We start from the raw sequence: 13,927 nt of genomic DNA, 5'->3' as shown, positions 1-13,927 counted from the left end.
TTTCTAGCCCAAGCACGTCTAGCAACTCCTCCCATAACATCCCAAGGCATAGCTGTTCTTAATATTTCATCTACTCTATGAGATCCATCAAGAACCATTCCAAATCCACCATTTATAGATTTTCCTATTCCTACTCCACCACCATTATGTAGAGCTATTAAACTCATTCCTCTAGCTGCATTACCTGCAAAGCAATGAGTAGCCATATCAGCCATTATATTACTTCCATCTTTTATATTAGATGTTTCTCTAAATGGCGAATCTGTTCCTGATACATCGTGATGGTCTCTACCTAACATAACAGGTCCTATTTCTCCTTTTCTTACCATTTCATTGAACTTAAGAGCTATATTAGTTCTTCCCATAGCATCTTGATAAAGTATTCTAGCTTGAGACCCTACAACTAAACCATTTTTTTCAGCATCTCTTATCCATATCCAGTTATCTCTATCTTGATATCTTCTATTTGGGTCTATACAATCCATAGCTGCTTTATCAGTTTTTATTAAATCTTCTTTTTTACCGCTTAAACATACCCATCTAAATGGACCATATCCATAGTCAAACAGTTGAGGCCCTAATATGTCTTCAACATATGATGGGAATATAAATCCATCTTTTTCATCTATTCCATTTTTAGATATCTCCTGGCATCCAGCATCATAAATAGCTTTCATAAAACTATTTCCATAATCAAAGAAGTAACTTCCTTTGTTTGTTAGTTTTTGAATAACTTTAAAGTGAGCCTTTAACGTTTCATCTACTAATTGTACAAACTTCTCTTTATCATTAGCTAAAAGTTTTGTTCTTTCTTCAAAAGTTATACCTTGAGGACAATATCCTCCATCATAAACAGCATGACAAGATGTTTGATCTGATAATAAATCTATATGTACATCTTTTTCTATTGCATACTCTAGTAAATCTACGATGTTACCATTGTAAGCTATAGCACAAGCTTCTTTTTTGTCTATACATTCTTTAGCCAGCCTAAATGTTTCTTCACATGTTTTAGCAACTTTACTTACCCATCCTTGAGTATATCTAGTTTCTATTCTTGAATAATCAACCTCAGCTATTATACCTACTCCACCAGCAATTTCTACAGCTTTTCCTTGAGCTCCACTCATTCCTCCAAGTCCTGAAGTTACAAATAATTTTCCAGCTAAGTCATCTTTTTCTGGTATTCCAAGTATTAACCTTCCAGCATTTAATAATGTTGAGTACGTACCATGAACTATACCTTGTGGTCCTATATACATCCATCCTCCAGCTGTCATTTGACCATAATTAGATACGCCTATAGCTGCTGCTCTTTTCCAGTCCTCTTGATTGTCAAACATTCCTATCATCAGACCATTAGTTATTATTACTCTAGGCGCATCTGGCTTAGATTTAAATAATCCAACAGGATGCCCTGATTGTATTACTAGTGTTTGATCTTGGTTCATTACTTCTAAATATTTTTTAATCAAATTGTACTGCATCCAGTTTTGGAAAACTTGACCTGTTTCACCATAAGTAACTAGCTCATATGGATATAAGGCTATATCAAAATCCAAGTTATTGTCTATCATTACTTGGAAGGCTCTAGCTTCAGTACATTTTCCTTTATATTCATCTATTGTTTTTGCTTTTATATTACCTTCTGGTCTAAATCTATATCCATAAATTCTTCCAGTAGTCATTAATTCATTTAAAAATTCTGGAGCTAATTTTTCATGATATTCTTCTGGTATATATCTTAATGCATTGTTTAATGCTAATTTTATATCTGATTGAGATAATTTTGCCTCTCTTTTTGGAGCCCTTCTTATACCTTCTATAAATTGTGGTATTTCACTTGGTACATAATCTAATTTGATAGTCATCGCATCTTTAATTTCTTCATTAGTAACATTCATAACTTTTTCTAAAGTAACCATAACCTCTACTCCCTTATACAGTTTTATATTTCACTTAAAGCAACCTCTTCATTTAATAAAAGCTCACTGTTTAAAGCTTTTTCTACAGCTTCTACTACTAAGTTTTCTTTGATAATATCTTCACATTTATTTATTTCTTTATACATAACTAAATCTTCTTCTATAAATTTAGTATGATTTCTTATAACATTATATGCGGCATCTGTCCCAACACCTAATTTTTTCTTACCTCTTAAATCTATAGCCTGAGCTGCTGCTAATAACTCCATAGCTAATACATTTCTTGTATTTTCCATTATTTCTTTTGCTTTTCTTGCTGCTATCGTTCCCATAGAAACATGGTCTTCTTGATTTGCTGATGATGGTATTGAATCTACACTCGCTGGATGTGCTAATACTTTATTTTCTGAGACTAATGATGCTGCACTATATTGCACTATCATAAATCCTGAATTAACTCCACCATTTTTAGTTAAAAATGCTGGTAAGCCATTACTTAAAGCTGGGTTTACTAGTCTTTCAAGTCTTCTTTCTGATACGTTAGCTATTTCTGATAAAGCTATCCCCAAAAAGTCAAAACTTAAAGCCATTGGTTGTCCATGGAAGTTTCCACCTGATATTACATCTTCTTGTTCTGGGAATATTATTGGGTTATCTGTTACTGAATTGATTTCTATATTAATTTTATTTTTTACGTATTCAATTGCATCTTTACTTGCTCCATGGATTTGAGGTGAACATCTAATCGAATATGCATCTTGAACTCTTAAATCACCTTGTTTTGTTGTCATATCACTTCCATTTAGTATTTCTAGTATATTTCTTGCAGTGTTGATTTGACCTCTATGAGCCCTTACCAAATGTACTCTTTCATCCATAGCACATGTAATTCCATTTAGAGACTCCATAGTTAACGATAATGCAACATCCGAAAGCTTTAATAAATTCATTGCATCATACGTTGTAAGTGCTCCTACCGCAGTCATAACTTGTGTTCCATTTATAAGAGCTAAACCTTCTTTTGATGATAACTCTGGTAAAACATCTACTCCAGCTAGTTTCATAGCTTCTACTGATGGAATTTTCTCACCTTCATAAAATGCTTCTCCCTCACCTATCATAGTAAGTACCATGTGTGATAAAGGAGCTAAGTCTCCAGATGCACCTAGTGATCCTTTTTCTGGAATTACTGGACAGACATTATTATTAAGCATATTTACTAATGTATTCAAAGTTTCAATTCTTACGCCAGAGTATCCTTTTGATAAATTATTTACTCTCAGAAGCATTATAGCTCTTACTATATCTTCTTCAAAAGGTTTTCCCACTCCGCATGCATGACTTATAATTAGATTTCTTTGCAAGTTATGAGTTTCTTCTTTTGATATGGTTACATCTGAAAATTTTCCAAATCCTGTAGTTATTCCATATACAACCTTTTGTTCATCTACAAATTTATCAACTAAATCTCTTGCTACTTTAACTTTTTTTAACGCTTCTTCCCCTAACTCAACTTTATATCCATTTCGAGATACATTTACTACATCTTCTATAGTAAGGTCTCTACCGTCTATAATTATTTTATTCATACAAAAATCCCCCTATATATATATAATAAAATTATGAAATACGGTTTTAGTCTTGTAATTTAATAGCTTCTACATATTTTTCGAAAGTCCTCTCATTTATTTATATATTGTTAATTATTTATATATTATTTTTTGTATATAAATAATTAATATAAATTATATACAATTAATTAAAACAAAAAAGCACATTATCTTTTAGATAACATGCTTTTTTATTAGTTTCTATCTATTACACTTTCTCTTTCAACTATTCTGTATGGCAGTTCAACCTTTTTATTTTCTAAAGGTTCCTTATCAATCATTTTTATTACCATTCTTATTGCAACAGCACCCATATCATATAATGGTTGGTGTACTGTAGTTAATTTAGGTCTGTACATAGCTGCTATTTTTGCATCATTAAATCCTGCAACAGATATGTCTTCAGGTACTCTATATCCTGCATCACATATTGCGTTAAGAGCTCCTATAGCGGCTTCATCCCCTGTAACAAATACAGCGTCCGGCTTTTTACCTTCATCTAGTATTTCTTTCATGCTATCATACCCATACTTATATGTAGTTCCAGCATTCTTTACTAGGGATTTGTCTATTTCTATTTTATTGTCATTCATAGCTTTTTCAAATCCTAAATATCTTTCCGCTTCTAAAACAGTATCGTCTTCACTTGTCATTATGAAAGATATATTTTTATGACCCTTATCTATAAGATATTTAGTCATATCATATGTTGCATCAGTATTACTTATACTTACTGAATATACATCGTAGTTTCTAGCAGTTTTACTTACATATACAGCAGGCATTCTACAATTTTGTATATACTCTAAATGCTCTTCATCTACTTTCCAAGACATCATAACGATACCTTCTACCTGTTTAGCTCTTAATAAATTTAAACTCTTTAATTCTTGTTCTTTATCAGAGTATGTATTTGCTAATAATATATCATAGTCATACATTTTAGCAACTTCCTCTATGCCGTTTACCAGTTCACTTACAAAAGAATCTGATACCTCTGGTACGATAACTCCTATTAGTTGACTTTTCTTTGTCACTAAACTTCTAGCCAACGGATTTGGAACATAACCAGTCTCTTTTATTACGTCTAATACTTTTTGTTTAACTTCATCCGTAACTGGTTTTGAATCATTTATTACTCTAGATACTGTAGATATAGAAACGCCCGCTTTTTTAGCTACATCTTTTATTGTTATATTAGTTTTCATTTAGCATTCCTCCTTATCTTAATTTTTACTATATTTTATGAAATCTATTCTTAAGTCTTTGTAAAAATTAATTTTATCATAACTTTTAAACAATTTAAATATATTTCGACAAAAAATAACACGCCAGTTAATTACTGGCGTGTTATTTTTGTATTTAGTTATTCAGTGATTAGCAGCATCCACATCCATCGTCACCATCAAAGAATCCTCCACATGAACAAGCTATTAATAATAATATTAAGAATGGTATCCATGCACATACGTCTATCTCTGCCCAAGTTTCTCCAAATGCTAAGAATAGGAAGAATAATACTATTATCCACCATGCTCCTCCGCCGAAACATCCATCGTTACCAAAAAATCTGTCTAACATAAATTTACCTCCTAATTGAACTCATTTAGTTATAATGCTAGTTAATTTTTATTAGCTAGCTATTTTATATAATATGAATTTATCTTTATATTGGTTACTTTTATTTTTTTTATCTTTATATACTGGTTATTTAAATCGATTGTTAGAAGCATTCTCCACAGCTACATAATATTAATAAAACTATTAAGAATGGTATCCATGCACATATATCTAATTCTGCCCAACAATCTCCAAATGCTAAGAATAAGAAGAATAATACTATGATTACCCATCCACATCCAAAGTCTTCTCCACCAAATAATCTATCTAACATTTTGTTACCTCCTGTTGTCTATTTCTAGTATTGTCTTAATTTTTTATAGTGAACTAGAAGCATCCACCACAACTACATAATATTAATAAAACTATTAAGAATGGTATCCATGCACATATATCTAGTTCTTCCCAGCAGTCACCAAATGCTAAGAATAAGAAGAATAGTACGATTATCCACCATGCTCCTCCAAAACATCCATCTTCACCAAATAGTCTATCTAACATTGTGTTACCTCCTGTTGATGATTAATTATTTGAGCTTTCGCTCTTAACATATACTATGCATAGCCTTTACTTTTTGATAATAATTTTATAATTTTTTAATAGTATTTTTAAAATCACTTTAAATACTAAAAAGGCTACCTAATATAGGTAGCCTTCCCCCCTTTTAATTAACAACCACAATCGAAGTCCTCTCCGCATCCATCCATTCCACATGAACAAACAATAAGAAGTAATATTAAAAATGGAATCCAGTCAGTTATGCATATCTCTGCAAAACACTCTTGAAAAGCTAAGAATAGGAAGAATAATACTATTATCCACCATGCGCCTCCATTAAAGAATCCACCTGATCCAAATATTCTACTTAAACTGCCCATATATACCCCCTGTTTTTTGGATTGCTAAAATTTTATTCACTTATTAGCTAACCCATATTAAAATTTCAGAAGTCTTATCTCAAATGTATTATGCACTTAATTTATACTATGGGAATTGAAAAAAACGGTTACTATACAATTTTATTTTTATATAAATTTATTTTTTTATATTTAGTAATAAAAAAAAGCTCCTATCGGAGCTTTTTTTAGCAACATCCATCATCAAAATTGAATAATAAAAGGATTACAAGTATTATCCATATCCATGAATTATCATCGCAGAAAAAGTTGTCAAGTAGGTCAGTACATAATAATAAGAATACAACAACAGCTATTATTAATAAACTTGAACCTCCAAAGGATGAATTGCATCCACATCCAAAACTTCTTAAAAGGTTATCTAGTTTTGACATATGGTTACCCCCTTTTCAATGTTGAGAAACATATAGTTTCTCTTAATTATTCATATGCTAGGGTATATAAGTATGTTACTTCGAAAAAATTTTTCTCTAATATACTATCCAGCTCTTTTTCTGATAGCTCATTATATTTTTTCACCATATTTAAATGTTCATTATTTTTCTTATCATTAGATATACTTTCAATCATGCTTTCTACTGATTTAATTCTATAATCTTTATATTTACTTGTAAAAAAAGATGTCTTTGTGTCCTCTATACATTTTTTTAAATTTTGAAGTCTATCTATGTACTCTTTATTATCTTTTGAAACATTCTCTTCTTTAGTTATAATGTCTTCTAGAATCATATTACTTTCTACTACATACGAACTTATCTTTTGGATATCTAAGTTTATGATACTGTAATATGAGTTTATTAGTAACACAACTACAACGCATACAGATGATGCTAATAAACCTATATATTTCATAATCATTCCTCCTATGTTTTCTTTATAAAATATATATGCTTGTTTTACTATATTATTCTAAAATTTATATAATTTAATATTGAAAAATTTCACTTATTATATTAAACTACAATTAAATTATGAATTTATTTATTAGGAGGTTTATTATGTTTGAAAGAGTTAGGGAAATAATCGCTGATCAACTAGGTATTGATAATCTAGATAGTATCACTTTAAATACATCTTTAACTGAAGATTTGGAGGCTGATTCTTTAGATGCTGTTGAAGTTATAATGGCTTTAGAAGATGAATTTGGAATAGAAATTCCTGATGAAGCTGCTGAAAAGTTTACTTGTATAGGTGATATTTGCTCTTTTATAGAAGAGCATAAATAAAAAAAAGCCGAGTTTTTAAACTCGGTTTTTTTATTTATTTTTCCTCATAAAACTTAACATTTTTTATAGTTATATCAATACTTCCATCTGGATTTTGTTTTACACTATACTTCATAGGATCTTCAAAATTGCTTAGTTCTCCTCTTACATCAAATCCAGTATCAGTCTTTATACTTCTTTTCTTTAATTTTTTTTCTACCCACTGCTTATCAATACTAAAAGATTTTTCTAAACCTTTATCTTCCATATGCTCTTTGAAACTTTCTTTTAAGTCTGTATTATCAATTGTTTTTTCTACAAAATCATTTAAATCTATTTCTTCTTTTTCTTTTAATGTATAATTTAATACGCTTCTTACGTCTTCTGCTTGTTTTATATCATTAGCTAATGCATTAGTTATCCATGTTTCTGCACTATTTTTAAATACCTTAGTTTTGTGTTTATCATCAACAATTTTCTCAGCATTTAAAAATCCACTTATAAATTTAGATTCTAACTCTTCCTTTTCTGCATCCTTATCTAAAAGTTTTAAATGGTATTCATCATTCATTCCTGTTAATCCTACTATCGCACATTGTTTTTGTCTTTGTGTCTCTGGTATTCCTATTTCATTTGGAACCATTTGTATATTAAATTTATCATCTACAAACTCTATAGAGTGAGTATATAATCTTTTGTAATCTAATTTTAATATACCTACATACTTTTCATCTTTTACAGTATATAAGCATATAGCTAAGTCACACGATTCTAACTCTGCATTTATTTTCATTGTATCAAATAAATATGCAGCTATCTCTTTTGAATTTTCTAAAAATGTACTTTCATCATATATTATTTGTTCACAACAATTTTTAACTATGTTATTTTCATAATCTTTAAATATTCCTTTTCTTAAATCATCATCTTTACTAACTCTTTTGATTATTTTTTGGAAGAATTTATCAACTTCTTGACTGATTTTTCCCTCAAAATCATTTAATATAGGAACTTCACTATTTTTATCTAGTACATGTACTATAAACTTATGTATTATCATAATTTCACCTCTATCTTAATTTTTCTATTAACTCTTTCATATCTTGTGGAATTTCCGCTTTGAATTTTAAACTTTCTTTTGTTCTTGGCTGATTAAATTCAAGACTATATGCGTGTAAAGCTTGTCTATTTATTAATTCTTCGTCTACATATCCATATAGTTCATCTCCAATTATACCATGACCAATATGGCTCATATGAACTCTTATTTGGTGTGTTCTACCAGTTTCTAGTTTAACTTCTAGTACAGTGGCATCATTTAATCTTTCTAAAACCTTGTAATGAGTTACTGATTCTTGACCTCTATCATCAATCACCCTTTTTATGCCATCTCCATCAGGTCTATATATAGGCTCATTTATAGTCCCAAAATCATCTTTTACAATTCCCTTTACAATAGTTATATATTTTTTTATTACCTTATCATCGCTCATGTCTTTAGATAAAGTATAATGAGCATATGCATTTTTAGCTATTATTACTAATCCTGATGTGTTCATATCTAATCTGTTTACAAATCTTATTTTAACTTTTTCATTTTGTTTAATTATATAATCTGTAATTCCATTTGCAATTGTATTTATATTGTGGCTCTTTGTTGGATGTACAACTATAAATGGAGGCTTATTTACCATTATTAAGTCAAAATCATCATAAATCACTTCCAAATTTAAATCTTGAGGCATAAAATTTGCCATGTCTTCTTCTATTTTAACCTCTATTAAGTCACCTTTTTCGATAGTAGAACTTGGCTTTTTAAACTTGCCATTTACTAAAACAGTTTGGTTTCTTTTCATTTTTGATAAAGATCTTACTGAGAAGTTCAACTTATCCAATAATATTTCTTTTAAAGTTGCATTTTCCTCACTTGTGTAAGATATAACATCATATCTTTGTTCTTCTTTTTTGAACAAATTTACACCTACTTTCAATTATAATAACATTATCTATTTTATACTATTTTTGCAGAATAGATAAGACTTTTTATTTATCCATTACATATTTTACTAAGTTATCAATTAATTTTTAAATTATGTTATAATACAAATGTAAAGAGGTGGGGATATGAAAAGAACGATAATAATAAACTCAAATTCATTAGATCTATCTATTAAAACAAGAGATGTACTAACTGAAAAACTAATTTGTGCTGGCTTTAATGTAATCTATACTTTTGATAGTGCCGCTGAGCTTATAATATCAATTGGTGGTGATGGTTCTTTTTTAAAAACTGTTCATGACTTCGATTTTCCTGAAATACCCATTTTAGGTATAAATACTGGTCATCTCGGTTTTTTTACTGATGTATATCCTAATTTTATTGATAAATTTATTGATGATTATAAAAAAGGTAATTTTATACTACAAGATATACCTCTTGTACAAGCAACTATATGTACAAAAGGAAGCTGTATAGATATGTTTGCGGTCAATGATGTTGTCATAAAAGGAGATAAATCTAGAACTATACATCTTAACTTAAATGTCAATAATAAAGATATTCAAAACTTTAGTGGAGATGGGCTATTAATTTCTACACCAACTGGCTCAACAGCTTATAACTATGCTGCTGGTGGTAGTATAGTTGACCCTAGCTTAAAACTTATGCAATTAACTCCTCTACACCCTATAAATACTAATGCATATAGGTGCTTTACTTCTAGTATTATATTTCCTCATGATGCATTAATTGGTATTTTACCAGAGTATAGATTTGAAGATTCTTTATTAATAGTCGTTGATGGCGTTGAGCATAGATTCGAAAGAATAACAAGCCTATCAATTACTACATCGGACGTATTTGTTAAATTAGTTAGACTCGATAACTATGAATTTTGGAGCAGAGTCTCTGAAAAATTTTTATAATATTTAGGAGGTTAATTTTATGAAAATAGGTGTAATGAGCGATACACATGGTAGCTTACTTTATTTTGAAAAAGCTTTAGATGCTTTATCTGAATGTGATATTATACTTCATGCTGGAGATGTTTTATACCATGGTCCTAGAAATGATTTACCTGATGGATACAACCCTAAGGGTGTTATATCTAAAATAAATGAATTAGATAATATACTTATAGCTCGTGGTAATTGTGATGCAGATGTAGACCAAATGGTTATAAAGCATCCTATACAAGGACCTTATGTTTTAAGTCAATTCGGAGAAGCTAGAATTTTAATAAATCACGGATATGTAGATTCTAAAGAAGAAACTATAAAAAAAGCAAAATCTATGGGTGCTGATATTTTAATACTTGGCCATACTCATGTAAAAGAACTTTTTATTGATGAAAATCTTATAGTTATAAATCCTGGAAGTACTTCTATTCCAAAAGATGGTTCTCATTCAGTTGCAATTATAGATATGCTAGAAAGTTCTCATGAATTAGATTTAGATATAAATCTAATTGATATAAATTCAAATGAAATTATAAATTTATGATAAATAAAAAATGAACTCTATACTAGTACAGAGTTCATTTTTATTTATTGTTTATTATTTTACTTCAGTGTATTTTTCAGCTATCTTAACTATTAAGTTAACTCCTTTTTCCATAGCTTGAACTGATATACATTCATTTTTACTGTGGAAGTTTAATCCTCCAGTAAATATGTTTGGACAAGGTAATCCCATGAATGATAATCTAGCTCCATCAGTTCCACCTCTTATAGGTACTATTAAAGGTGCTATTTCAGTTTCTTTCATAGCTTCTTCAACTATATCTACTACAAACTTAACTGGTTCTACTTTTTCTTTCATATTGTAGTATTGATCATTTAAGTCTAATTTTACTCTTCCTTCATACTTCTCGTTTATTTTCTCTATTGCAGATGTCATGAATGCTTTTCTTTCTTCGAACTTAGCTTTATCATGATCTCTTATTATATATATCATAGTAGCACTTTCAACATTACCATTTATATCATTTAAATGATAGAAACCTTCGTATCCTTCAGTAGTTTCTGGTCTTTCGCTAGCAGGTAACATCTCAGATATTTCTGCTGCTATATGTAATGCGTTAACTAATTTATTTTTTGCACTACCTGGATGTACATTTCTTCCTTGTATAGTTATAGTAGCTGCAGCTGCATTGAAGTTTTCATATTGAAGCTCTCCAAGTATACCACCATCTATAGTGTATGCATATTTTGCTCCAAATTTTTCAACATCAAATAAATCTGCTCCTCTACCTACTTCTTCATCTGGAGTAAATCCTATTTTTATATCCCCGTGTTTTATTTTTGGATTATTTACTAAGTATTCTATTGCAGTTACGATTTCAGCTATACCAGCTTTATCATCTGCTCCTAGTAAAGTAGTACCATCTGTAACTATTATATCTTGTCCAGCTAAAGTTTTCATTTCTGGATAATCTTTAGTAGATGTAACTACGTTTAATTCTTCATTTAAAACTATATCTTTTCCATCATAGTTTTCTATTATTCTAGGCTTTACATCTTTTCCAGTTACGTCTGGAGCTGTATCTAAGTGAGATATAAATCCTATAGTAGGAACTCCTTCTACATTTCCTTTTAATGTAGCCATTACATAGCTATTTTCATCAACGTTTGCATCTTCAAGCCCTAATCCTTTTAATTCTTCAACTAAATATTTAGCAAATACTCTTTGCCCTTCGCTTGATGGACAATTTGAGTTTTTTGGATCTGCAGTTGTATCAAATGCCACATATTTTAAAAATCTTTCAAGTACTTTTTCTTTCACTTTAAAGTCCCTCCATATATTCTAATTCGTTTCTTTAATCCACCCTATTGTAATTAAATGAATACGTTTTAATTATAATACTTTCTTTTAAATTTATCAAATAAAGTCTTTGTAATAAATTGTTAAATTTGTGTATAATTTCTTTATTTATAAAAAAATAAGGTGCCAAAATGACACCTTATGTAAATACTCTTATTTTCTTTATTCTATTTTTATCTAGACTCTCTATACAAAGTTTAACGCCATCGACTTCGATAACTTCATGTTCCTCTGGAAGTCTTTTTAAATGACCAATTATAAATCCACCAATAGAATCAAATTCTTCCGATTCTAAATTTGTTCCTATAAGTTCATTTACCTCTGATATTTTTTTACCACCATCTATTATATATTCATCTTCTTTTATCACTTCAATATCCGATTCATCTTCGTCGTATTCATCTTCTATTTCACCAACAATTTCTTCGACTAAGTCTTCTATTGTTATAAGTCCTGCAGTACCACCATATTCATCTACAACTATGGCCATTTGACTCTTATCTTTTTTCATTTCTTCAAGTAACTCTGTTATCTTTTTAAATTCGTAAGTGAAAAATGCTTCTCTGACATAATTTCTTATATCAAAATTAGCTATTTCATCTTCCTCTAAAAATATAATATCTTTTATATTAACTATTCCAATTATATCGTCTGCTGACTCTTCATATACAGGCATTCTACTAAATTGTTCTTCTTTGAATAAGCTTATTATCTCTTTATATCCATCGTCTGCATCTATACATACCATGTCAAGTCTTTGAACCATAGCTTCCTTAGCCTGCATATCTCCAAATTGAAATACATTATTTATTATTTGTCTCTCTTCTATTTCTAAAACGCCTTCTTCTTGACTCACATTAACCATAGTTCTTAATTCTTCTTCTGTTATGTATGGTTGCCCTGATTTAGACTTAATTCCAAATAATTTAAATATGATATTTGTAATTATGTTAAATACCCATACGACTGGCGTTAAAATTAATATGATCACCTTTATAGGTTTTGAAACTAATATAGCTATTTTTTCTGAGTTGTTAGCTGCTATTGTCTTTGGTGTTATCTCTCCAAAAATTAAAACTAATATAGTCATTAAAGCAGTTGCTACTGCAACACCTTGTGTCCCCAGTATACTTATAAATAATGATGTTGATATAGATGTTGCTGCTATATTAACAACATTGTTCCCTACTAATATTGAGCTTAAAAGTTTACCTGAATCTTCAGTTAATTTCCCAACTAATTTAGCTCCCTTTACTCCTTCTTCTTGCATATGTCTAACTCTAATTCTACTAAGGGACATCAAAGCTGTCTCTGATGCTGAGAAGAAACCTGATCCTATTAGTAAAATTACTAGCATCACTATTTGAATAATAGTATTACCACCGGTCGAATCCAATCTTTACCACACTCCTAAATTTATACTTTTTATTTATTACAATAATTATATCATAGTATTTTAAAATTTGGAAATTTCACCTGGAAAAACTTGCATAAAGGATAAGCTTATTTATTAATATAAATAACAACCTTCACTTATATATATTGTTCATTAAATTAAAAAATATCATATATCTTATATTTTTTATATATATCCATATAATATTTTTAAATACATATAACTTCTGACCAACTTAGAAAACTTGCTGATGTTGCAGATAAATATAAAAACTAAATAATAAGAAATTTATTAATTTATGTTGAAAATAGTAACAAATATTCTTTTTATGAATATATTAAAATTAAGAAAGGAAGTTAATATCCTTTCTTAATAAAAAAACTTAATAACTATGAATAATAATCAAATGGTTGTTAATAATTAAAATATGAT

At 29.2% G+C, this 13,927-nt stretch carries 16 protein-coding genes; 3 read left to right on the top strand and 13 right to left on the bottom strand.

Annotation, left to right across the window (positions count from 1 at the left end; translation table 11 throughout):
• The 9 genes from ACRDDE_RS07675 to ACRDDE_RS07635 all read right to left on the bottom strand — a co-directional run.
• The coding region (locus ACRDDE_RS07675) for a urocanate hydratase (RefSeq protein ID WP_438626702.1) at window positions 1–1,925 on the bottom strand (1,925 nt) is incomplete at its 3' end.
• 23 nt (window positions 1,926–1,948) lie between these two features.
• Complete coding sequence (hutH, locus tag ACRDDE_RS07670; protein WP_438626701.1) at window positions 1,949–3,514, bottom strand: histidine ammonia-lyase; 1,566 nt, start codon at window positions 3,512–3,514, stop codon at window positions 1,949–1,951.
• Window positions 3,515–3,729: 215 nt separating this feature from the next.
• Window positions 3,730–4,743, bottom strand: coding sequence for a LacI family DNA-binding transcriptional regulator (locus ACRDDE_RS07665; protein ID WP_438626700.1), 1,014 nt, complete (start codon window positions 4,741–4,743; stop codon window positions 3,730–3,732).
• Window positions 4,744–4,912: 169 nt separating this feature from the next.
• The gene (locus ACRDDE_RS07660) at window positions 4,913–5,116 is read right to left on the bottom strand and encodes a hypothetical protein (protein WP_021428594.1); all 204 of its coding nucleotides are present in this window, start codon (window positions 5,114–5,116) and stop codon (window positions 4,913–4,915) included.
• 142 nt (window positions 5,117–5,258) lie between these two features.
• A complete protein-coding gene (locus tag ACRDDE_RS07655; protein WP_438626699.1) occupies window positions 5,259–5,429 on the bottom strand; it encodes a hypothetical protein in 171 nt (56 codons plus the stop codon).
• 53 nt (window positions 5,430–5,482) lie between these two features.
• A complete protein-coding gene (locus ACRDDE_RS07650; protein ID WP_021428642.1) occupies window positions 5,483–5,656 on the bottom strand; it encodes a hypothetical protein in 174 nt (57 codons plus the stop codon).
• Window positions 5,657–5,823: 167 nt separating this feature from the next.
• Entirely contained in the window at window positions 5,824–6,033 is a 210-nt protein-coding gene (locus ACRDDE_RS07645) for a hypothetical protein (protein ID WP_438626698.1), read from the bottom strand.
• A 206-nt stretch (window positions 6,034–6,239) separates the two neighbouring features.
• Window positions 6,240–6,446 (bottom strand): hypothetical protein, encoded by a 207-nt coding sequence (locus ACRDDE_RS07640; protein WP_021428628.1) that lies wholly within the window; start codon window positions 6,444–6,446, stop codon window positions 6,240–6,242.
• A gap of 46 nt (window positions 6,447–6,492) precedes the next feature.
• Window positions 6,493–6,924, bottom strand: a complete 432-nt coding sequence (locus ACRDDE_RS07635) for a hypothetical protein (protein WP_021428583.1) — start codon at window positions 6,922–6,924, stop codon at window positions 6,493–6,495.
• 146 nt (window positions 6,925–7,070) lie between these two features.
• On the opposite strand from ACRDDE_RS07635, the gene acpP reads away from it, so the two are divergent.
• Entirely contained in the window at window positions 7,071–7,298 is a 228-nt protein-coding gene (gene acpP, locus ACRDDE_RS07630; protein WP_021432008.1) for an acyl carrier protein, read from the top strand.
• A 34-nt stretch (window positions 7,299–7,332) separates the two neighbouring features.
• Here the strand turns inward: acpP and ACRDDE_RS07625 are convergent, their stop codons facing one another.
• Both ACRDDE_RS07625 and ACRDDE_RS07620 read right to left on the bottom strand, forming a co-directional pair.
• The gene (locus ACRDDE_RS07625; protein WP_438626697.1) at window positions 7,333–8,337 is read right to left on the bottom strand and encodes a nucleoid-associated protein; all 1,005 of its coding nucleotides are present in this window, start codon (window positions 8,335–8,337) and stop codon (window positions 7,333–7,335) included.
• 10 nt (window positions 8,338–8,347) lie between these two features.
• Entirely contained in the window at window positions 8,348–9,250 is a 903-nt protein-coding gene (locus ACRDDE_RS07620) for an RluA family pseudouridine synthase (protein WP_438626696.1), read from the bottom strand.
• A 151-nt stretch (window positions 9,251–9,401) separates the two neighbouring features.
• On the opposite strand from ACRDDE_RS07620, the gene ACRDDE_RS07615 reads away from it, so the two are divergent.
• Together ACRDDE_RS07615 and yfcE are read left to right on the top strand one after the other, a co-directional pair.
• Complete coding sequence (locus ACRDDE_RS07615; RefSeq protein ID WP_438626695.1) at window positions 9,402–10,202, top strand: NAD(+)/NADH kinase; 801 nt, start codon at window positions 9,402–9,404, stop codon at window positions 10,200–10,202.
• A 19-nt stretch (window positions 10,203–10,221) separates the two neighbouring features.
• Window positions 10,222–10,779 (top strand): phosphodiesterase, encoded by a 558-nt coding sequence (gene yfcE / locus ACRDDE_RS07610; RefSeq protein ID WP_438626694.1) that lies wholly within the window; start codon window positions 10,222–10,224, stop codon window positions 10,777–10,779.
• 54 nt (window positions 10,780–10,833) lie between these two features.
• On the opposite strand, the gene pepT is transcribed toward yfcE, so the two are convergent.
• Both pepT and ACRDDE_RS07600 read right to left on the bottom strand, forming a co-directional pair.
• Window positions 10,834–12,060 (bottom strand): peptidase T, encoded by a 1,227-nt coding sequence (gene pepT, locus ACRDDE_RS07605; RefSeq protein WP_438626693.1) that lies wholly within the window; start codon window positions 12,058–12,060, stop codon window positions 10,834–10,836.
• Window positions 12,061–12,238: 178 nt separating this feature from the next.
• Window positions 12,239–13,456, bottom strand: a complete 1,218-nt coding sequence (locus ACRDDE_RS07600; protein ID WP_195417396.1) for an HlyC/CorC family transporter — start codon at window positions 13,454–13,456, stop codon at window positions 12,239–12,241.
• Window positions 13,457–13,927: the final 471 nt, after the last annotated feature.

This window comes from Paraclostridium sp. (assembly GCF_051656405.1).
Taxonomy (GTDB): domain Bacteria; phylum Bacillota; class Clostridia; order Peptostreptococcales; family Peptostreptococcaceae; genus Paraclostridium.
The sequence above is the reverse complement of the archived record's forward strand: the minus strand, read 5'-3'. Positions and strand labels throughout refer to the sequence as shown.

Coding starts and splice junctions, on each gene's coding strand:
- hutH (WP_438626701.1), bottom strand. CDS start 3,514: ATGAATAAAATAATTATAGACGGTAGAGACCTTACTATAGAAGATGTA.
- ACRDDE_RS07665 (WP_438626700.1), bottom strand. CDS start 4,743: ATGAAAACTAATATAACAATAAAAGATGTAGCTAAAAAAGCGGGCGTT.
- ACRDDE_RS07660 (WP_021428594.1), bottom strand. CDS start 5,116: ATGTTAGACAGATTTTTTGGTAACGATGGATGTTTCGGCGGAGGAGCA.
- ACRDDE_RS07655 (WP_438626699.1), bottom strand. CDS start 5,429: ATGTTAGATAGATTATTTGGTGGAGAAGACTTTGGATGTGGATGGGTA.
- ACRDDE_RS07650 (WP_021428642.1), bottom strand. CDS start 5,656: ATGTTAGATAGACTATTTGGTGAAGATGGATGTTTTGGAGGAGCATGG.
- ACRDDE_RS07645 (WP_438626698.1), bottom strand. CDS start 6,033: ATGGGCAGTTTAAGTAGAATATTTGGATCAGGTGGATTCTTTAATGGA.
- ACRDDE_RS07640 (WP_021428628.1), bottom strand. CDS start 6,446: ATGTCAAAACTAGATAACCTTTTAAGAAGTTTTGGATGTGGATGCAAT.
- ACRDDE_RS07635 (WP_021428583.1), bottom strand. CDS start 6,924: ATGAAATATATAGGTTTATTAGCATCATCTGTATGCGTTGTAGTTGTG.
- acpP (WP_021432008.1), top strand. CDS start 7,071: ATGTTTGAAAGAGTTAGGGAAATAATCGCTGATCAACTAGGTATTGAT.
- ACRDDE_RS07625 (WP_438626697.1), bottom strand. CDS start 8,337: ATGATAATACATAAGTTTATAGTACATGTACTAGATAAAAATAGTGAA.
- ACRDDE_RS07615 (WP_438626695.1), top strand. CDS start 9,402: ATGAAAAGAACGATAATAATAAACTCAAATTCATTAGATCTATCTATT.
- yfcE (WP_438626694.1), top strand. CDS start 10,222: ATGAAAATAGGTGTAATGAGCGATACACATGGTAGCTTACTTTATTTT.
- ACRDDE_RS07600 (WP_195417396.1), bottom strand. CDS start 13,456: ATGCTAGTAATTTTACTAATAGGATCAGGTTTCTTCTCAGCATCAGAG.